Annotated in this window: 18 protein-coding genes; 6 read left to right on the top strand and 12 right to left on the bottom strand. The window is 32.4% G+C overall.

Annotated elements, in window-relative coordinates:
• Positions 1-9: 9 nt before the first annotated feature.
• The 4 genes from gldG to ABYI63_RS01405 form a co-directional block, all read right to left on the bottom strand.
• The gene (gene gldG / locus ABYI63_RS01390) at positions 10-1,677 is read right to left on the bottom strand and encodes a gliding motility-associated ABC transporter substrate-binding protein GldG (RefSeq protein WP_372752637.1); all 1,668 of its coding nucleotides are present in this window, start codon (positions 1,675-1,677) and stop codon (positions 10-12) included.
• Positions 1,661-2,155 carry a hypothetical protein gene (locus ABYI63_RS01395; RefSeq protein ID WP_372752639.1) on the bottom strand — a complete coding sequence of 165 codons (495 nt, stop codon included), beginning with the start codon at positions 2,153-2,155 and terminating at the stop codon, positions 1,661-1,663. Before ABYI63_RS01395 ends, gldG begins: the two co-directional genes overlap by 17 nt.
• Positions 2,152-2,871, bottom strand: a complete 720-nt coding sequence (gene gldF / locus ABYI63_RS01400) for a gliding motility-associated ABC transporter permease subunit GldF (protein ID WP_372752641.1) — start codon at positions 2,869-2,871, stop codon at positions 2,152-2,154. The genes ABYI63_RS01395 and gldF overlap by 4 nt, the downstream gene beginning before the upstream one ends.
• 114 nt (positions 2,872-2,985) lie before the next feature.
• The gene (locus ABYI63_RS01405; RefSeq protein ID WP_372752643.1) at positions 2,986-3,843 is read right to left on the bottom strand and encodes an S-adenosyl-l-methionine hydroxide adenosyltransferase family protein; all 858 of its coding nucleotides are present in this window, start codon (positions 3,841-3,843) and stop codon (positions 2,986-2,988) included.
• Positions 3,844-4,085: 242 nt separating this feature from the next.
• Between ABYI63_RS01405 and ABYI63_RS01410 the strand changes: the two genes are divergently transcribed.
• The 3 genes from ABYI63_RS01410 (at position 4,086) to ABYI63_RS01420 (ending at position 6,827) form a co-directional block, all read left to right on the top strand.
• On the top strand, positions 4,086-5,039 hold the full coding sequence (locus ABYI63_RS01410; RefSeq protein WP_372752645.1) for a PhoH family protein: 954 nt from the start codon (positions 4,086-4,088) through the stop codon (positions 5,037-5,039).
• Between the two features lie 204 nt (positions 5,040-5,243).
• The gene (locus tag ABYI63_RS01415; protein WP_372752647.1) at positions 5,244-5,762 is read left to right on the top strand and encodes a hypothetical protein; all 519 of its coding nucleotides are present in this window, start codon (positions 5,244-5,246) and stop codon (positions 5,760-5,762) included.
• Between the two features lie 120 nt (positions 5,763-5,882).
• Complete coding sequence (locus ABYI63_RS01420; RefSeq protein WP_372752649.1) at positions 5,883-6,827, top strand: phosphoribosylaminoimidazolesuccinocarboxamide synthase; 945 nt, start codon at positions 5,883-5,885, stop codon at positions 6,825-6,827.
• A gap of 92 nt (positions 6,828-6,919) precedes the next feature.
• Here the strand turns inward: ABYI63_RS01420 and ABYI63_RS01425 are convergent, their stop codons facing one another.
• From ABYI63_RS01425 to ABYI63_RS01450, 6 genes are read right to left on the bottom strand one after another with little or no spacing between them, the layout of a single operon-like run.
• Positions 6,920-7,321, bottom strand: a complete 402-nt coding sequence (locus ABYI63_RS01425; RefSeq protein ID WP_372752651.1) for a hotdog domain-containing protein — start codon at positions 7,319-7,321, stop codon at positions 6,920-6,922.
• A gap of 46 nt (positions 7,322-7,367) precedes the next feature.
• Positions 7,368-8,024, bottom strand: coding sequence for an alpha/beta hydrolase (locus ABYI63_RS01430; RefSeq protein ID WP_372752653.1), 657 nt, complete (start codon positions 8,022-8,024; stop codon positions 7,368-7,370).
• A gap of 3 nt (positions 8,025-8,027) precedes the next feature.
• Positions 8,028-8,366 carry a hypothetical protein gene (locus tag ABYI63_RS01435; protein ID WP_372752655.1) on the bottom strand — a complete coding sequence of 113 codons (339 nt, stop codon included), beginning with the start codon at positions 8,364-8,366 and terminating at the stop codon, positions 8,028-8,030.
• Positions 8,367-9,626, bottom strand: a complete 1,260-nt coding sequence (locus ABYI63_RS01440) for a dihydroorotase family protein (protein ID WP_372752657.1) — start codon at positions 9,624-9,626, stop codon at positions 8,367-8,369.
• Entirely contained in the window at positions 9,623-11,548 is a 1,926-nt protein-coding gene (locus ABYI63_RS01445; protein WP_372752659.1) for a BatA and WFA domain-containing protein, read from the bottom strand. The genes ABYI63_RS01440 and ABYI63_RS01445 overlap by 4 nt, the downstream gene beginning before the upstream one ends.
• 60 nt (positions 11,549-11,608) lie before the next feature.
• Positions 11,609-12,631, bottom strand: coding sequence for a glycosyltransferase family 2 protein (locus tag ABYI63_RS01450; RefSeq protein WP_372752661.1), 1,023 nt, complete (start codon positions 12,629-12,631; stop codon positions 11,609-11,611).
• A gap of 92 nt (positions 12,632-12,723) precedes the next feature.
• Here ABYI63_RS01450 and ABYI63_RS01455 point away from each other — a divergent pair, with 92 nt between their 5' ends.
• Entirely contained in the window at positions 12,724-14,616 is a 1,893-nt protein-coding gene (locus tag ABYI63_RS01455; protein WP_372752663.1) for a peptidase M61, read from the top strand.
• A gap of 83 nt (positions 14,617-14,699) precedes the next feature.
• Here ABYI63_RS01455 and ABYI63_RS01460 read toward each other — a convergent pair whose 3' ends face one another.
• Positions 14,700-16,190 carry a S10 family peptidase gene (locus ABYI63_RS01460; RefSeq protein ID WP_372752665.1) on the bottom strand — a complete coding sequence of 497 codons (1,491 nt, stop codon included), beginning with the start codon at positions 16,188-16,190 and terminating at the stop codon, positions 14,700-14,702.
• A gap of 52 nt (positions 16,191-16,242) precedes the next feature.
• Positions 16,243-17,028 carry a TIGR02757 family protein gene (locus tag ABYI63_RS01465; RefSeq protein ID WP_372752667.1) on the bottom strand — a complete coding sequence of 262 codons (786 nt, stop codon included), beginning with the start codon at positions 17,026-17,028 and terminating at the stop codon, positions 16,243-16,245.
• Positions 17,029-17,114: 86 nt separating this feature from the next.
• Here ABYI63_RS01465 and ABYI63_RS01470 point away from each other — a divergent pair, with 86 nt between their 5' ends.
• Together ABYI63_RS01470 and ABYI63_RS01475 are read left to right on the top strand one after the other, a co-directional pair.
• Entirely contained in the window at positions 17,115-18,278 is a 1,164-nt protein-coding gene (locus ABYI63_RS01470; protein WP_372752669.1) for an MFS transporter, read from the top strand.
• Positions 18,279-18,520: 242 nt separating this feature from the next.
• Complete coding sequence (locus ABYI63_RS01475; protein WP_372752671.1) at positions 18,521-20,890, top strand: TonB-dependent receptor domain-containing protein; 2,370 nt, start codon at positions 18,521-18,523, stop codon at positions 20,888-20,890.
• The last annotated feature ends 34 nt before the right edge of the window (positions 20,891-20,924 follow it).

Consider the following 20,924-nt stretch of genomic DNA (forward strand, 5'->3'; position numbering starts at 1 on the left):
TTTAGCCATTTAGTTTGTGTACTTTTTTCTTCTGAAATAATTAAAAATAACGCCGAATATGCTTAAAAACACTAATGGAAGTAGTATATTTATAAGTTGCCAGCTCGTTTTTTGGTCAGCAATTTTTTCCTGATCTAAAAAATTAATGGCAATTTCTTTGGAACGAATGTTTATAAGTCCGTTATCGTCCAACAAATAATTAACCGCATTAAGCAAAAATTCTTTGTTACCAAAGGTTTGTCCGGTCCATCTGTCAAAGCCTAATTCTTGCGGTTCACCTCTAAAAACATCATTTTTTATAACATCACCATCGGCGATAACAATCATTTTAGTTGGTTTGCTTTTGTTTAATTCCTTTTGAAGTTTAAATGGTTTTATACGGTTTTTATAAACCGAAGTAAATTCACCTTCCAACAACACCGCTAAGGTTTGGTTACCTTTATTGAAGGAGGAAGGGTCGGCATCTTGGGTAACTACTTCTAAACTAATTTCTCGTGGTGTACCTTCTAATTTTGTTAAAGGTGCACTTTCTAGTAATATCGTTTTTTTGATGTTGTTTTTTAGTGTATCAATTTGATTGGCAAAATCAAACTTCACCAAATTTAAATTATTAACAATGGGATGTGTTTCGTTGGTAGATGCTAAAGGAGAATAAGGCCAACGTAAATGCTGAAATTGCGATTCACTACCTTCTCCCATGGCCAATGTAATGGGGGCGGAGTAAAGGGAGCTTACAATTGCAGGGTTAATTCTAACGCCATAATTAAAGAAAAAATCGGTTAAATTTAGCTCTCTAGTTATTGCGAAATTTGAGCCAGTAGCATTGTAAAGACTATCTTTTTCCATAGCTACGGCATCAATAAGCCAAATACTTTTACCACCGTTCATGGTGTATTGGTCGAGGGTGAATTTTTCGTCTTCAGTAAAAGCTTCTGTAGGTTTTGCAGAAATTATTAAATCGAATTCTTTTAGCTTTTCAAGCGTTTTTTGAGGGTATTTTGAAACACTATCTAAAGTAAAAGGTGCTATGAAATAATATTCGCCAATTTTTCTAATAAAATTAGCTATATACTTATCTTGTAGTTGGTTGTTTCCTTTTAAAACAGCTATTTTTTTAGTTTTTGGCTTTGTTAATTTGTTAAACCCATCAGCAAAGGCATACTCTAAATGTTGCACTGAATTTGTTACCAAATCTTGTTGGGAAGCGCCTATTTTATTTTTTACAAGTGGTATAGTTACCGTTATATCATTATAACTAGCCAAAGCCCAAGGAAAAATGATGGCTTGAGATGCTTTACCACTTTCCTGAACGCTTAATTGCATAGGTGTTAAACCTCGTTCGGTAAGTTGTTGGATATTCCTGTCGCGTGTGGAGTCGTCTTCCAACGGATTAATAAATTGGAATACAATGTTTTTGTTTTTAGAAGTGAATTCTTCGAGAAGTTGCTTTGTCTCATTTTGAAGTCTTCTGAATTCCGAAGGAAAATCTTCACCACTTAAAAACACATCAATTACTATTGGGGAATCGACATCTTTAACAATAGCAATGGTAGCATCACTAAGGGTATAGCGCTTGTCTTTAGTTAAATCAATCCGTTTAAAGGTGATACTACTAATGTAATTAATACCAATAATGGCTATTAATAAAATGACAATATATTTACTCTTTTTCTTCAAACTTCGTTTCTAATTGATATTGTTTAATACTTTCAACTTTGTTATTTTTAAACACAAGTTCTAAGCATTCCTGAGTCATGTTAAAAGCTCCCGGTTTATAACCCAAGTTGTAATTCCATTTTTCTGGAGAATTTGCCTTGATGCTATCATCCCAGCCATACCATTCACTTTTGCCTAAAATAGCCTTTACTTCTTTTTTTGTTTTTCCTAAAAAGAGTTGTTCGTTAATTATTTCATTACTCATTTCATAGCGTAATGCAGGTTTTGATTCCCAAGCGTCGGCATCAAAATGTTTTTCATGGTGGTAACTACTAAATATGTTTAAAAGTGGATAAAACACATAATAATATACTATTGGAGTTAATGCCAAGCTTATTAAAAAGCTTAACCATTTACGTTTATCAATGGTATTGGTAAATAACCAAACCAGTATAAAAACGAATATTAAAAATATAACGAATAGCGGAGTATAAATCATTTCTTTTCTTTGTTAATATTGAATTTAGTAAGCATTAAAAATAAGATAGTTACGCTTAAGAAATATATAATATCGCGCGTATCTAAAACACCGCGACTCATGCTTTTAAAATGAATACTCATACCTAGTTGCTCAATAAAATTGCTAGACATAAAATCGGCAATGCCTTCAAAACCAATATAAAAAACAAAACATATAAATACCGACGTTATAAATGCAACTATTTGGTTGTCGGACAAGGTTGAAGTAAAAATGCCAATAGCTGTATATGCTGCAATTAAGAATAGTAATCCAAAGTAGGAGCCAAGGGTACTACCAATATCTAAATTACCTACAGGGTTTCCTAATTGATAAATCGTGTAAACATAAATCAACGTTGGTAATAAAGCGAATAGTATTAAAACAAACGCACCAAAATATTTACCCAAAACAATATTGCTATGCGATATGGGTTTGGTAAGTAATAACTCTAAAGTACCTTGTTTTTTTTCATCGGAAAAACTACGCATAGTCACCGCAGGAATTAGAAAAATCAAAATCCAAGGTGCTAATAGGAAGAAGGATGAAACATCGGCAAAGCCGTAATCTAAAATATTAAATTCGCCTTTAAACAACCATAAGAACAGTCCGTTTAACACTAAAAAAATGGCAATAACCAAATACCCAATAGGTGATGCGAAAAATGAGTTTATTTCTTTTTTAAAAATGGCAAGCATTAATAACGGTTAAAAGGTTAATCAAAATTACTAAGAAAAGCTTCAAAGTTAGCTGCATTAAACCTCATTTTTACAATTCTTATTAACATAAATTCAAAAGCAAAAATAATATTATTATTCAACACGTTGTAAAATAGATTCTGTGTTAAAATTTACGCTTACATTGTCCATTAAATTAAGTCCCATTAGGGTAGTGGCACTACCAATTGTTGCGCTATTACTTTTATAAATAGCAATTTCTAAAAAACCACCAGAATTAAAAACCACCAAACCTTTACCTTCGTCGTGACGTTTATCTTCTGGTAAATCAAAATTCACGATATCACTGTAGCGGTTGTAAATCTTTTTAAATTTATTGTTTCTCGCAGAAATTTCAAAAGTACGTCCTTTTTGTATGGTTTCGAAGAATGATTTTTTAATATTAGTAACCACATTTCCATAGTTATCAACATAAATAACGCTACCTACAATTTGGGTTTTATCGTCATTTACAAAAGGCGTTATATGTTTAATGGGTTTTATATTGGTAATCGATTTACCAACAACCTCAAGCGTTCCGCCTCTAGCAATATGGCAAGCCACTTTAACAAAAATATCCAGCACCGGGAAACTAGATTGAATTTTATCGTGAATATTAATTTCAACGATTTTTTCAGGTCTAATTTCTGAACATATCATGCTCATTATGCCATTATTAGCACAAATAAAATAATGGCCATCTAGTTTAATGGCAATGTGTTTGTTTTCCTTATTTATTTCAGAATCTATACCAATAATATGAATCGTTCCTTTAGGAAAACTGTTGTAAGCATTTTGGATAATATAAGCAGCTTCCAAAATATTAAAAGGCGATACTAAATGTGAGATATCAACAATTCTTACGTCTGGCAATTCACTGTAAATAGCGCCTTTTGTCGCACCTACAAAGTGATCTTTTTCGCCAAAATCGGAAGTAAATGTTATAATTGCCATTAATAAATTGTTGATATGTTTTTAATGTTATGTCACTCAAATTTGTTTATTTTTGAGTTTCAACAGTTACGCAAACCTACATAAAATTTTGTTTTCATTTTTTGTTTAACAAGAAAATTTATGGCTCAATAATTTATATTTATTAAAATAATTTTAACGAAAAAAAACAATAATTCATTTAAGTTGAATTAACAAGATTTACATAATTATAAGAAGAAATTTTAACCAAACATCTACGCCTTTTGAACGAAATTATTATAGAACTAGAAGAAATTACTCCAAAAGAATTTTTTGGAGCGGAAAACACTAATATTGAACTCCTTAAAAAACACTTTCCGAAGCTTAAAATTGTAGCAAGAGGGAATAAAGTTAAAGCTTTTGGTGATGATGAATTGCTGGAAGAATTTAACCGCCGTATGAAAATGCTTTTGGATCATTTTTCTAAATACAATAAGTTAGATGAAAATGTAATTGAGCGTGTGCTTACAAGCCAAAGTAGTGATGATTACTCAACTTCCGAGTCTAGCGGAACCGTAATAGTTCATGGTGTTGGAGGAAAGCTTATAAAAGCACAAACAGCCAACCAACGCAAATTAGTGGAAAGTATGCGTAAAAATGATATGGTTTTTGCTATTGGTCCGGCAGGAACTGGAAAAACTTACACGGGTGTAGCATTGGCTGTGCAAGCACTAAAAAACAAGGAGGTTAAACGCATTATCTTAACCAGACCAGCAGTAGAGGCGGGAGAAAATTTAGGATTTTTACCAGGTGATTTAAAAGAAAAGTTGGATCCTTACATGCAACCGCTTTATGATGCATTACGAGACATGATTCCTGCAGAAAAATTAGCTATGTACATTGAAAATGGAACGATTCAAATAGCACCTTTGGCTTTTATGCGTGGGAGAACCTTGGATAATGCTTTTGTTATTTTGGATGAGGGACAAAACACCACTCACAATCAAATGAAGATGTTTTTAACTCGTATGGGTAAGAATGCAAAATTCTTATTAACTGGTGATCCTGGTCAAATAGATTTACCACGTCGAACCATTTCCGGATTAAAAGAAGCTTTGTTAATTTTAAGAAATGTGGAAGGGGTAGGCATGATATTTTTAGACGACAAAGATGTTATTCGTCACCGTTTAGTTAAAAAAGTTATTGAAGCTTACAAAAGCATCGAACATGAAGATTAGTTAAATCTCATAATAAATAGGAAGCCAATTATTGATGTAATTGGCTTTTTTGTTAATTTTTATTCCATTCGTTGGAAATCAGTTAATTGTATTTTGTTTAAGTTGCTATTATTATAATTCTATAAATTTTATTAAAAATGATGTAAATAGTAACGTGTCGTTCTTACTTAGGTTTGCAGTATTAACAATAAATAAAAGAACATTATGAAAAAATTAATTTTAACTTTTGGAATAGGAATTTTAGGAGCAACAGCAGTATTTTCACAGCAAAACGACATAAATATCACGCCAAACAATTCTTGGTTTAAAGCAGGATTAACTGCTGGTGTTCCGGTGGGAGATGCTAGTGATGTATCGTCTTTCAATGCTGGAGTAGATTTAAGAGGACAATATTTGATAAATCCAAATTTTGCCATCGGTGTGGCCTCTGGTTATAATCATTTTTTTGGAAAAGATGAATTCGATGATTTTGGAGTTGTTCCTGTAGCAGGATTTGCCCGTTACTATTTCCAACCTGAAGGCTTATTTATTGGCTCCGATTTAGGATATGGTTTTTTAACTAATGTAGATAATAATGAAGGCGGTTTATATGTTAATCCTCAAATTGGTTACCACAATAGGGATTGGAATTTTTATGGCTATTACCAAAACACATTTGCAGAAAATGATGTTGATTTACAAACAGTAGGTGTTGGTGTAACTTATAATATTAGATTCAAATAAAGCGTTGTAATTTTTTTTGATATAAGGAGGGAGGAATTTTTATTTCTCCCTTTTTTATTTTGATTTGTTTAGCGTTAGTAAACAAATTACATTTGCAAAACAATTAACAAATTACTTCTAATGAATACTATTACGGATACCAATTTTAACTTTCCTGGTCAAAAAAATGTTTATAAAGGAAAAGTTAGAGAAGTTTATAACATTAATGATGAGCAATTAGTAATGATTGCTACCGATAGACTGTCTGCGTTTGATGTTGTAATGCCAAAAGGAATTCCGTACAAAGGACAAATTCTTAATCAGATAGCTACCAAAATGATGGAAGCAACTCAAGATATTGTTCCTAATTGGTTAACAGCTACACCCGATCCTAATGTAGCCGTTGGTCATTTATGCGAGCCATTTAAAGTAGAAATGGTTATTCGTGGATATATGTCTGGTCATGCAGCTCGTGAGTATAAAGCCGGAAAACGATTTTTATGTGGTGTCGCTATGCCTGAGGGAATGAAAGAGAACGATGCCTTTCCAGAAGCAATTATAACACCTGCAACTAAAGCAGAAATGGGCGACCATGACGAGGATATTTCACGTGAAGAAATTTTAAAACGTGGTATAGTTTCAGAAGCTGATTATTTGGTTTTAGAAGATTATACTAGAAAACTTTTTCAAAGAGGTACCGAAATTGCTGCGTCTCGTGGATTGATTTTAGTAGATACTAAATATGAATTTGGAAAGACCAAGGACGGTAAAATTGTGTTGATTGATGAAATTCACACACCAGATTCTTCCAGATATTTTTATGCAGAAGGCTATCAAGAACGTCAGGAAAAAGGTGAAGAACAAAAACAACTAAGCAAGGAGTTTGTTCGCCAGTGGTTAATAGCTAATAATTTTCAAGGATTAGAAGGGCAAACAGTTCCTTTTATGAGTGATGAGTATATTGAAACGGTTTCTGAACGTTATATAGAACTTTATGAAAACATTACAGGAGAAACCTTTGTTAAGGCCGATGTTTCTAACATTCAAAATAGAATTGAAGCTAATGTTTTGGCATACTTGAAATAAAGTACATTCTTCAAAACATAAAAAAACACCTTACAAATATTATATGTCAAGGTGTTTTTTTATGCTCAAATAATTCTAAAGCATTTTCAATTTTAAGCTTCTAAAATATGTTTTTCTAGAATAAAACAAACAAATTCTCCTTCAAAAACTAAGTCGTTGTTTTGGTTTTTAACATCTACAGACACTATTACTTTTTTTCCATTAGAGTTGTCGGTAATGGTTGCGCTTGCCGTCACTTCATCATGTAATACAACTGGTTTTATAAATTTTGTTGTTGCCTTTCCTAAAACCACAGTTGGCTTGTTTACGGCAACCATGGCTGCATAATCGGCAAGACCAAAAACAAAACTACCATGAGCGAGGTTGTAAGTATCCACAATCATGTCTTCCGTGATGGTTAATTTAACAATAGCACAATCGGTTCCTATTGATATTACTGATCCAATTAATTTTTTTGAGGCTAATAAATGTGTGTCTTGCTTAATAGTATTCATTTTTATTTTTTGTGATGAAATGGTTATAAAATGATAATGGAAATTATTAAATACGTTCTATTAGCCATTTTTTAAATTCGTAGAAATTTTGTGGTGCTACACCATGCCCAACAGGAAATTCTGAGTATTTGTGTTTAATATTTAAACTGTTTAAAAATGGGGCTGTTTGTCTGGCCCATTCTACAGGAATTACTTGGTCTACACTACCATGAGAACAATAAAAATCTAAATTCGAATAATCTTGTTCATCTATGGTTTTTGGTAATATATCTTTGTTTACGTAACCGCTTAAAGCAATGATGTTCTTTACTTTTTCGGGGTAGGTTAGTGCTACAGCATAACTTAATATACTTCCTTGACTAAAACCTAAAAGGGTTACATTGTTTTTATTTACTGGATAGGCATCGACAGCTTCATCAATAAATTTAGAAATGATATCTCTAGACTTAATAGCTTGGTCGTTATCGTTCCATTTGCCTTGTTCTTCATCAAAATTAATGGCATACCAAGCATTACCATAAGGTTGCATTGGGTATGGGGCTCTAACCGAAATAATAAAAAGTTCCTCAGGCAATTCCGAAGCAAACGAAAATAAATCGTTTTCATCGCTACCATAACCATGCATCATTATTAACAAAGGTGCATTTTCAGTTAAAGTAGATTTTCTTATTATATGATGTAAAAAAAGTGAAGTATTAAGCATAATTTATTTTCCTAGGTTTGAAAAGATTTTTTGATAGAATTCACCAATTAAAGGCACTGGATCGTGTTTTTTTGAAAGCGCATTTGTAAAACCATAAATGAACAAAACAGCAAAAAACACATAGAATCCAGAAGTTATCATCCAGCTATCAAAGCTTCCAATAATATACCCTAATGCAAAAAAAGTTAGCCATAAGCCAAGTGATTGTCTAATATGAAAACTAGCAAATTCGCTTTTGTTTTCAACTTCATTATTTAAATAGTAAGCTATGATAACACCAAATAATGTTATGTAACTTATAATAGCATTTTTACGACCTTTTTCAATATCTACTTCTGTCATTTATAATGAGTTTAATGTCATTTGATTATTCGCAATAATACCATAAACACAACCTTTTAAAGATTCGTTTTCAAAAATGGCATTTTTAGATTTTGAAATAATGTGTTTATTAGTGAAGGTGAATTTAGCATCTGGATTAAAAAGCGTTAAATTGACTTTATTTCCTATTTTTATTGGTGTAGACTCTAAGCCAAATCTCGATTTTCCTTTTGTTAAAATTTCAATCGTTTGTGTAGTGGTAAAAATTGTTTGTAATGCGCCAAATGCACTTTCCAAGCCAATGGTTCCGTAAGCCGCATAATCGAATTCAATTTTTTTGTGCTCAATGTCAATTGGGTTGTGGTCGCTTGTCACCATATCAATTGTGCCATCTTTTACAGCTTCAACTAAGGCATCTACGTCGTTCTGCGTTCGTAAAGGTGGTAACACTTTGTAATGGGTGTTAAAGTCACTTAAAACAGCATCCGTAAAATATAAATTATGAATAGCAACACTGCAGGTTACATCTAGATGTTTCTTTTTGGCTTCGCGAATTAATTCTACCGATTTTAAAGTTGAAATTGTTGGAATATGTAATTTGCCACCCGTGTATTCTAACAAAAATAAGTCGCGTGCTACTTGTAATTCTTCCGCTAAAGCAGGAATACCTTTTAAACCAAGTTTTGTACTATTTATATGTTCATTAACCACGCCGTTTCCTGAAATTTTATTTTCCTGCGGAAAGGAGCAAACCAAACCATCAAAATTGCTGGCGTATTGCAAAGCAATTTTCATTAAATTGGGATTGCTGATAGGTTTTTTATAATCGTAAAATGCAACTGCGCCGGCAGAATTCATATCATATAATTCGGCCAAATCTTCACCTTTGCTTCCAATAGTTAATGCGCCAACTGGCAAAAGGGTTACAGGATTATTTAATGCCTTTGTATTCACAAAAGTAATGTCAGAATTAGACTGAATTACAGGATTTGAATTGGCATTCATAGCAACTGTAGTAAAACCAGAGGCTGCAGCTGTTTTTAAACCGTTTTTAATGGTTTCACGTTCCTCAAAACCAGGTTCGCCAAAACACACGCTACTATCAAACCATCCTTGTGAAATATGAAGGTTTTCAAACGAAATTTCCTGGTAGTTGCCTGGGTTTTTTATTTGGTTTTCAATGCTGGAAATCACACCATTTTCAACTAATATATCTTGAGTTGTATTGTGAAACTCGCTTTTAGAATCTAGTATGGTGGCAGATTTTATAAGTATGTTCATTTAAAGTATTTTAAGATGCCCATTTCAATAATTAATAGCACGAGTGCAAAAATAACAAACCATTTCCATAAGGCGTTAACTTTTGAGTCACTTTTTAAGGTGTCGAAAATTTCAGAAATTGAATCACTTATGGTTACATGTTCAGAATCGGTAAGTGTGCTGTAAATCAAATTACTTTCAGCTCTATTAAAATTGAAACTTACATTTTTAAGGGGCTCCGTGTTTTTTTTAACCGTATAAATGGATGCGATTTCGGGTGTTTCGGAAGTGCTAATTACGACTTTATTATTAAAGTATTGCTGTTTAGGAATGACACTTATATCCTTGCTAACCAAATTTAATACGGCATCTTGCTGTAATTCGGTTTCAACATCAAAAGTATTTTGGTTTCCAATGGTATAATATAAATCAGGGTTCTTAAAGCTGAATTTCCCAATATTATAAAGGGTAGGCACAATTAACGGCGAATTTTTAAAGCTAGAATTTTCGGTTTTAAAGGCGGAAGAAAATATAAAAGCATTCTTATTTTCTAACAAAAACGGTTTGCTGTCTTCAAATTTTAAAGCAGCCGAACCACTGTTTGCATTGATATTATAAAAACTGTTTGTTTTCGGGTATTGAAAATTATCAACCTGTTTTTCAAAAACACCACGGTTGTACAACGGATGTGAATAATTTATGCCAGTAATTCGTTTTTCAGTTTGAATTAAAGCGCTAAAATTCATGCCAAAGGTAGTTAGCAATGCATTATAAGATTCTAAATTGATGGTTGTTGAAGGTATAATAATAAGTTTTCCACCCAGATTAGTAAATGATTTTAAAGCGGCTATTAATGGCGTTGGAATACTACCTAATTCATTTAAAATGATAAGATGTTGCTGGTCAATATTGCTGTAATTTAACTGATCTAGAGGAGTGTTTAGGTAATTGAATTCATCTTCAGTATAAATGCGTTTTAAAAAGGCATCATCTTCAGAATTGATGGCAAGCACATTAATTTTTGAAGTTTTATTGATGTTGAAATACAAACTATTATCAAATTGTAAATTGGAATCGTCAATCGTTATTTTGCCATTAATTACGTTATCTGCCGGCAAAGAAAATGTGGTTTCTGTTTTATCGTTAATGCTAACCGATGTTTTTGCAATTAATTGATCATTATTAAATAAAGAAACAGGTAAATTATCAATTTCCCTACCGCTATTTTTTAATATTACTTTTAGTTCAATTGCTGTTGCCGTGGTATTTGTAATATAAGCGCTGTCAATACTCACGTTATTAACATTTACTGGTTTTAATTGTACTAAATGAATGTTGGTTAATGAGTCTGTTTTTAAATTAAAATTGCTATTTTTTAATTGAAAATCAGATATAAAAACAAGATGTTTTATGGTGTTTTTATTATTGCTAAAGAAGGTGTTGCTTTTAAGTAATGCAGCTTCGTAATTTAATTGATTTGGAGAATAGTTTAATTGCAGCAAATCATTTTTTATAGCTTTTACAGTGGTGTTTCTGTAAGAGTCATTATTGGTTATAATACTTATAGTTTCATCTTCAGGAACATTACTGATAAGATCTTGAACGGCACGTTTTAAAAGTTCACCCTGATTTCCTTTGGCTTGCATGCTAAAAGAATTGTCCAGGAAAATAACTGTTTCTTTTTTTAAATTGAAGGCGCTAGAGTTTGTGGTAAAAGGTTGTGCAAAAGCGAATACAATTGCAGCTAAAAGTAATAATCTAGTAAATAGTATTAACCACTTTTTTATTTGAGAACTTTTACGAGTTTGTATTGTGGCTTCCTTTAAAAATGCCACGTTTGTAAATGCTTCTTTTTTAAATTTCCGAAGTTGAAATAAATGAACAATAATAGGAATTAGCAGTAAAAATAAGGCGTAAAGAAGTTCGGGGTGTTTAAACTGCATTTCTTTTTATATTTTTCGAATATAGAATATGAAAACCAAAAATTACTTAATATGGCGAAGTTAACAAAAGAATATATAATCTATAAATGGCTGCTTGTTTATTTTTGTTAAATAGGTTCTAATCTCTTCTTGTGCCATTTTATTTGCCACGGTAATGAGGCTTTGTGTGTTATTTAATTCTGAAAGTGTTTTAAAATCTCTTAAGGTTTTTCCGTAAATATCTTTACCTATTTTTCTAGGGTTATCGCAAATCCATTCAAAAGGGATGTTTGATTCTAATAAAATACTTGCCATTAGTTTTCCCTTGGTTCCAGCACCCCAAATAATTAAAGTTTTTTCTTTATTGTAATCAATCTCTAAAAAATGACGAAGTTTTAATTCCGTAAAATGGTTTTGGGCATAATGCACATGGGTTCTGGAAGTCCGGGAACTATAATCGCGCCAATGATGCAAAACCGTATCACAAGGAATACATTTAAATTGGTGTTTGTAGAATCTAAACGTAAGATCGTAATCTTCTGGATAGCGGTTTGGATTGAAACCATCGCAAGCAATAAAATCAGTTCTGTACACCATCCAACAAGGTGAGGGAATAACACATTCTTTATAAATTTCAGAATAATTAGCTCCTCTTTTGGTTAAGTTGTTCAGCCAGGTTTCATAACTTTTATAACCAGCTCCAACACCTGTAGCGCTAAAATATTTTACTAACCCTACAGCCACATGATTTTTACCATATTTTAATAAACTGCTTGCCATCACTTCAAGTTTATTTGCAGCCATAACATCATCACTGTCCATTCTGGTAATAAATTCGCCTTTACTGTATTTAAAAGCGAGCTGAAGTGCATCAATTATACCGCTGCCTGTATTTTTTAAAAGGGTAATGCGATGATCTTTTTCAGCAAAAGCTTTAACTAGATTATAACTAGCATCTGTAGAGCCATCATCTACAATTAAAAGTTCCCAATTAGTATAAGATTGTTTTAAAATGGAATCGATACAGGCTTCAAGATACTGTGCCGTGTTTTTAAAGGGTGTAATAATGCTTATTAGCGGATTTTCCATGTTGCGAATATACATATTTAAGCTTTTTAACAAAACCTTAAGAATACAGTGCGTAACATATTGGTAATTTGCACGTCAGTTTAAAATAAATTTTAACAGTCAATTTAATGAATACAAAAACCTTAGCCGCTGTATTTGCGGGTATTTTACTAGCAAGTTGTTCTGCAACAAAAAATTCAACTAACGATTTAGCCACCAAATTACCAATTGAAACTTCCATAAATTTATCAAGTGTTGAAGACGATAAGGCGCCTGTAACCATAAATCCTGGACGATTTACTGAAGAAACAGTAACATATCGTTTACCAAAAGTAGTTCAAGGAACATACTCGGTAAGTGATTTTGGGAAATATGTTACCGATTTTAAAGCGATAGATTATAATGGTAATATTATGCCTGTTGCGAAAACTGATGTGAACACTTGGACTATTAAAGACGCTAAGAAATTAGATAAAATTACCTATTTAGTAAATGATACTTTTGATATGGAAACCGAAGGAGGTATTGGTAAAGAACAACCATTTTCACCTTCAGGGACTAATATTGAGCCTACTAACTATGTACTGAACTTACATGGTTTTATAGGGTATTTTGATTCATTAAAAAATAACCAATATAAATTAGATATTACAGCACCAGCTAGCTTTGTACGTACCTCGGCTTTACAACAAGTTGCTTCAAAAACCAGTGATGATGGCCAAAGTATAACTACTAGTTATTTTGCTCCAAGATATTTTGATATTACCGATAACCCAATGATGTATGGAAATTTAGATGTTGAAGAGTTTGAAGTGGGTGATATTAAAATTGTTTTAAGCGTATACTCTCCAAACAAAATTCATTCTGCAGCGTCTTTAAAGGAAACCATTTTTAAAATGATGCAAGCTCAAAAAACATTTTTAGGAGATATTAACTCTACACCTAGATATGATATTTATTTATACTTATCTGAAGGAAAAGAAGAATCTCCAAAAGGTTTTGGTGCTTTAGAACATCATACATCAACCGTGGTAGTATTGCCAGAAGCAATGGATGAAGAGGAGCTTGCTGAAAGCATGATAGATGTGGTATCGCACGAGTTTTTTCATATTGTAACGCCTTTAAGTGTTCACTCTGAAGATGTTCATTATTTCGATTATAACAACCCTACATTCTCAAAACATTTATGGATGTATGAGGGGGTTACTGAGTATTTTGCGAATTTGTTTCAAGTAGATCAAGGTTTAATTGATGAAAGTGAATTCTATAAAAACATGATGGATAAAATTCAATATTCAAGGAATTTGAATGATGCTATGAGTTTTACTATTATGAGTGAAAATGTTTTAAAAGCACCATACAAAGACCAATATTTGAATGTTTACCAAAAAGGTGCATTAATTGGAATGTGTATTGATATAATAATGCGAGAAGAAAGCAACGGACAAAGAGGAATTTTATCATTAATGAAAGAACTCTCAAATAAATACGGTAAAAACAAACCGTTCGAGGATGATAAACTTATTGAAGAAATTGCTACGATGACTTATTCATCGGTACACGATTTTTTAACAACGCATGTTGTTGGAGATATTCCAATTAATTACAATGTTTTTTTGAACAAAGTAGGATTAGAACTTGGTGAAGGTAAAGTAGAAACTAACTATATCTTAATGAATGGTGCACCTATTGTAAGTGGTGATCCTCAATTGGGAACTATCTTTTTTACCGATATGGTATTGAAAAACAGCTTTTGGGCTGAAAATGGTGTTCTAGAAAATGACATTATTAAATCGGTTGATGGAACCGAACTTACTATGCAAAATGCAAATCAGGTGTTGCAATCGGTATTTATGTGGAAACCAGGCAAAGATATTGAAGTAATATTAGTTAGAGACGGCAAGGAGGTTGTTATTAAAACTAAAACAACGCCTACTTATACTGTTGGGGAAAGTATTGTGGAAAAAGCAGATGCTACCGAAGCTCAAAAAAACTTACGAGAAGCTTGGTTAAAAGACTAAACGTTTTAATAAGTTTAGATTAAAAAAAAACGATTGAGAAACTAGTATTAGTTTGTCAATCGTTTTTTTGTATTCAGTTTTAATTAATATTTAGCAGCTTTACCTTTAGATAACGAGTTATTTATAAACGCACGTAAATCATCATTGGAAGTTTTTAAATCTTCATTTCGTATGTACATCATATGCCCGCTTCTGTAACCTTTAAAGGTAAATCGGTCTTTCATTTTTCCACTTGGGTCTATTTGCCACATGGTATATTTGGCTCCAAAATAAGTGGTTGCACCATCATAATACCCCGATTGAATTAACACTTTTAAATAAGGGTTTTGCGCCATGGCTTGTCTTAATCCATCTCTTGTATTCTCATTTCTTCTATCCCATGGGTGCACATCACCAAACATATTGTATTTAATATCGGTTTTAAAACCCAGATGTTCTCTTATATAATAATTTATAGCAGGTGTAAAGGCATGGTTCCAGGTGGTTAGTTCGGGGCTGTAATCAGGGCTATCGCCGCTATCTTTTTTGTCAATTCCTAAATATCTCGAATCCAAACGACCAATCGTTTTTCCTGTTTCATCACGTAATAGATCTTTCCAGAAAAAGTTGTTTGGTACTTCTAAATTATTCTGCAGCACAGCTTTTTCTGAAAGTCCAGAATAGTAGGCTACTTTGTTGGCTATTTCTTTTTTTTCAGTGTCAGAAACAAATCCACCTTTGGCAATGGCAGGCATTAACTGGTTGATAGCAAAATTTTCAGCTTCTGGTAAAATGTCTAATAAATCTTTGTTTTGAAGTTCGGGAGCAAGCAACTTGTGATACCAAGCGGTTGCAGTGAAGTAAGGTAAGTTTAATGACGAATAAATTGGTTGATTGGTGTTATATAGTTTATAATCCGCTGGTGAAACTAAAATAACACCATTTAAGTACATCCATTGGTCATTCTGTAGTTCATTCGCTAATCCCATAACTCGGGTACCTCCATAACTTTCACCAATTATATATTTTGGAGATTCCCATCGGTTTTTTCTGGAAACAAAGGTTGTCATCCATTCTGCTAAATATTTTATATCTGCATTTATTCCGAAGAACAACTCTCTATTTGGCAATTCCCCATCTTTATTTTCCACCATTCTAGAATAACCAGTGTTTACGGGGTTTACGTAAACAATATCAGCAACATCTAAGATGGAATTAGGGTTGTTTTTAATACCATAAGGTTGCAAAGGATAGCCTTCCTCATCAATATTTAAAATTTTAGGACCAGTATAACCAATATGCATCCATACAGAAGCGGAACCAGGACCTCCATTAAAAGAAAATACTAAGGGCCTATTTGCTTTATCTTTAATATTACTTCGCTCATAATAGGTGTAATAAAGTGTTGCAATAACCTCATTTTTATCGTTCCAAACGGGTTGAGTACCTGTGGAAGCCGTGTAAGGAAACGTGATGTTTTTTACGGTTACTGTACTGTTGGTTACAACTACAGTATCAATTGGAATATTTCGTTTTTTTTGTGCGAGGGAGGTTAAACAAGTAACGATTAAAAAAAGTGTAATTAGGTTTTTCATTGATGTAAGCAAGTTATGTAAATTTTAGAGTAAATATACAGATTATAATTAGTTAAAAGTTTTCAAATACGCCTAAACCAAATAGCGCAAAGTCGTATTTCACGGGGTCATTAGAATCTAGTTGTCTTAGGGCTGCGTCCAGTTCTAGTAATGCTTTACCGTCGTTTTGTTTTCTGTGTAATAAGCTTAATTTTCGAGCAACATTTCCTGAATGTACATCCAACGGACAAGACAATTGAGCAGGAGAGAGGCTGTTCCAGATTCCAAAATCAACACCAGATTTATCATTTCTAATCATCCAACGTAAAAACATGTTTATACGTTTGGCCGCTGAATTTTTAAGAGGGTCACTAATATGTTTTTGGGTTCTATTTAAATGTTCGGTTTCAAAAAAAATTGCTTTAAATTTTGAAATAGCGTTTTGTAGTGAATCGGTTTCTGCATTTTTAGAGAATACAGCTTCTAATCCGTCATATTTTGAATAGATGTGTTGAAGGCTTTTTATAAACTGAATGGCATCATCACCGTTAAAGGTTCTATGTACAAATGGTAGTAGTTTCTCTAAATCGTTTTCCTGATGGTTTATTACAAAGTCAAATGGCGCATTATCAAGAAGTTCCATTAATTTATTGGCATTGGTTATAATACTCTTACGGTTTCCCCAAGAAATTGTGGCGGTTAGAAACCCAGAAATTTCTATATCTTCCTTTAATGAAAACTGGTGTGGAATTTGAATTGGGTCACTGTCAATAAATTTAGGGTTGTTATATTCCAAAACTTTAGTGTCTAGGAAGTCCTTTAGCTCGCGACTATTTAATTTTTGAGATGTTGAATTCATAAGTTCTACAAAAATATTGTAATAATTTGGTTTTAAATTCGTCTTAGCTTATTTATAAAAATTAAATTAGATTCGAATCCTTTTAAATGAATCATTCCAAATACATTTTACCTGTTATAATTTTTTCACAATTTTTCTGTACCTCATTATGGTTTGCGGGAAATGGTATTATTCAGGACTTAGTACAAACCTTTAATTTAGAACCATCTGCCATTGGTCATTTAACATCTGCTGTTCAATTAGGGTTTATAATGGGTACTTTTTTATTTGCACTTCTAACCATTACGGATAGATTTTCGCCTTCAAAAGTATTTTGTATAAGTGCTGTTATTGCTGCCGTTTTTAATTTAGGGATGATTTTAAAAAACAATAATTTGCTTCTTCTAATTACATTTCGTTTTTTTACAGGTTTCTTCTTGGCTGGTATTTACCCTGTAGGCATGAAAATAGCTGCCGATTATTATGAGAAAGGATTAGGAAAATCATTAGGTTATTTAGTAGGTGCTTTAGTCGTGGGAACCGCTTTGCCACATTTATTAAATGGGTTCAATGGTGTATTTGCTTGGGAAATGGTGGTGTATATAACTTCAGGATTAGCTGTTTTTGGCGGACTCATTATGTTTTTCTTTGTGCCCGACGGGCCATATAGAAAACCTGCAGATGGTTTAGATTTTTCCATAGTTTATAAGGTATTTAGTGAAAAAAAGTTTCGGGCTGCCGCAATTGGCTATTTTGGTCATATGTGGGAACTGTATGCTTTTTGGGCATTTACACCCCTTTTGCTTATAGGATACCAAAGTGTGCATTCAGAAATGAACTTCAATATTTCCTTTTTAAGTTTTTTAATTATTGCTTCCGGTGGAATAGCATGTATAATTTCTGGATACTTGTCATCCTTTTTGGGTACTAAAAGCACAGCAACTATGGCTCTAACCATGTCATGTATTTGTTGTTTGATATCACCGTTAATATTTCAGCAAAATTCCGAAATTCTATTTATTTCCTTTATGGTTTTTTGGGGTATGGCTGTTATAGCCGATTCTCCACTTTTTTCAACCTTAATAGCTCAAAATAGTAAAGTCACTTTTAGGGGTACGGCCTTAACCATTGTAAACTCTATCGGATTTGCAGTAACCATTATTAGTATTCAACTTATGGGCATGTTGGTAGATGTTATAGAAGTTAAGTTTTTGTTTGTCTTTTTAGCTATTGGGCCAATGCTGGGATTAATTAATTTGTTCCGTAAATGAATATTCATCCATTATAGCAACAGTCATTTATTTGTACTTTCTGAAGATTAAATTATTGTTTTTTCAAATAGAATTTCACATAATTTTTTGGAGTTCATCCAATTTATTTGCCTGCTAATTAATATAAAATCAAGCTTTTAATTTTTTTTATTTAGAATTATTCTAATTAATTTGCTTAATTAAATTGTTGTAGATATTTTTGCTTCGAAATTATTATTTATATCAAGTCTAAATAAAAACAGATGAATAAACAACTAACCATAATTCTTTTTCTTGCCTTAAATGTTCTAGGGTTTTCGCAAAATGGAACTTTAAAAGGTATAATTAAAGATAGTAATCAAAACGAGTTAATGGGAGTTAACCTAAGTATTAAAAATACAGTAAAGGGAACTCAATCAAATGAAAAGGGAGAGTTTAAAATAACTGCCGTTCAAAATGGAAACTACACCCTTACAGTTTCGTATTTAGGATTTAAATCGAAGGTGATTCCGTTTCAAATGAAATCAAATGAAACTATCGATTTAGGAACCATTACTCTTTATGAAGGTAATGAGCTTTTAGAAGAAGTGGTAATTGATACTGAAAGAAAAAATAAGTTTTCAAGAAAAGAAAGTGCTTATGTTTCTAAAATGCCTTTAAAAAACATTGAAAATTCCCAAGTTTATAATACCATTACAAATCAATTATTAATTTCTCAATCGGTTAATACCTTCGAGGATGCCCTAAAAAATGCTGCTGGTATTACAAAATTATGGTCTTCTACAGGTAGAAGTGGCGATGGTGCTGGCTATTATTCTAGCCGTGGTTTTGCTGTGCAACCTCAATTAATAAATGGTGTTGCTGGTATAACAAATGGTTTTATAAACCCTTCCAATGTGGAACGTGTGGAAGTTATAAAAGGGCCTTCTGGAACTTTATTCGGAAGCGCAGTTACATCTTATGGCGGTTTAATTAACATTATTACAAAAAAGCCATATAGTGGTACAGGAGGTGAAATTACAGTGGCTGGAGGTTCATACGATTTTTCTAAACTAAATGCTGATGTTAATGTTAGCGCAAACGACAAAATGTCTTTACGCTTTAACGGTGGGTTTCAACAGGAGCATAGTTTCCAAGATGCTGGACTAAAAAAATCGGTATTTCTAGCGCCTTCTATTTCATACAAAGTTAACAATAAACTAGCGCTTAATTTTTCATACGAAGCTTCTGAAAATGAACAAACTAATGAAACATTTTTGTTTTTAAATCGTTACGCACCTTTAGCGTTCAATTCAATTGAGGAGCTTGGATATAACACCGAATTATCGTTTACCAGTGATGATGTTACCATCGAAAATATAACGCATAACTACCGTGGTGAAGTTGCTTGGAAAATTACAGACCAATGGTCGTCTCAAACATTAATTTCTGGTGGTGTGGCTAAATCTCTTGGGTATTATACATATCTGTGGAATGGTTCTAATGATTATTTTAGTTTATATGCTCAAGATACTAACGCCAGAACTAAAACACTTAATTTACAACAAAATTTTACCGGAGCATTTAAAATAGGCGATTTACAAAACAAGTTATTAGTTGGTATAGATTACTTAGATTATAATATTATTGATAATAGCTCTAACTGGGGATATTTACATACTATAAATATTGATGGCGATTTAGTGTATGGTGAACCAGAAATTAATGAAGAAAATTTAAGTGCAGCTTTATCAGGATCTGGGTTTTTAGATAGTGATATTCGTCAAAATATTTTTGGCGCTTATATTTCTGATGTTATTAATATTTTACCATCTTTATCCGTAATGGGTAGTGTTCGCTATGACCGATTTGATTATCAGGGTGATAGAAATACAGATACGGATGATGATACTGAATTCACAGAATCTACATTCTCGCCTAAATTCGGAATTGTATTTCAACCAATTCTTAATGAATTATCTATTTTTACAAACTACCAAAATGGATTTTCTTATGTAAACCCACAATATATTACAGATTACGCCACTGGAGAAACAACTTTACAAGCATTTGATGTAGAACAAGCCAATCAGTTTGAAGTGGGTGTGAAATCCAATCTATTCAATAATAGATTAGAAACGACTTTGAGTTACTACAATATTACAGTTGATAATAAATATTACTGGGCAACGCAAACTCAAGATTTAGAAATTAATAGTCAAGGTATAGAACTAGAAGTAAATGCGAATTTAATTGAAGGTTTAAATATCCATTCTGGTTTTAGTTATAATGACTCTGAAGTTACAAAATCGCCATCTGCAACAGCTCTAGAAGGAAGTCGTTATGGAGAGTCGGGGCCAGAATTTACCTATAACTTTTGGGCAGATTATAAATTCTTTAAAAACTTTGGTGTAGGAGCTGGGTTTAATGGTCAGTCTAAATATGACACTATGGTTGGTTATAAAGCTGTTACAGGTAGTTTTTATATTCCAGGTTATACTATTTTTAATGCTTCGGCTTATTTTGAAAATGATACATTTAGGGTAAGTGTTAAAGGAAATAATATAACTGATGAAACCTACTATTCAGGTTGGAGCACGGTAACTCCGCAGCAAAAACGTATGATACTGGGTACATTTACTTATAAATTTTAATTTAATTAATTTAAAAATAAAAGGCAATCTATTA

This window comes from Mariniflexile sp., from assembly GCF_041583155.1.
In the GTDB taxonomy this organism is placed as follows: domain Bacteria; phylum Bacteroidota; class Bacteroidia; order Flavobacteriales; family Flavobacteriaceae; genus Mariniflexile.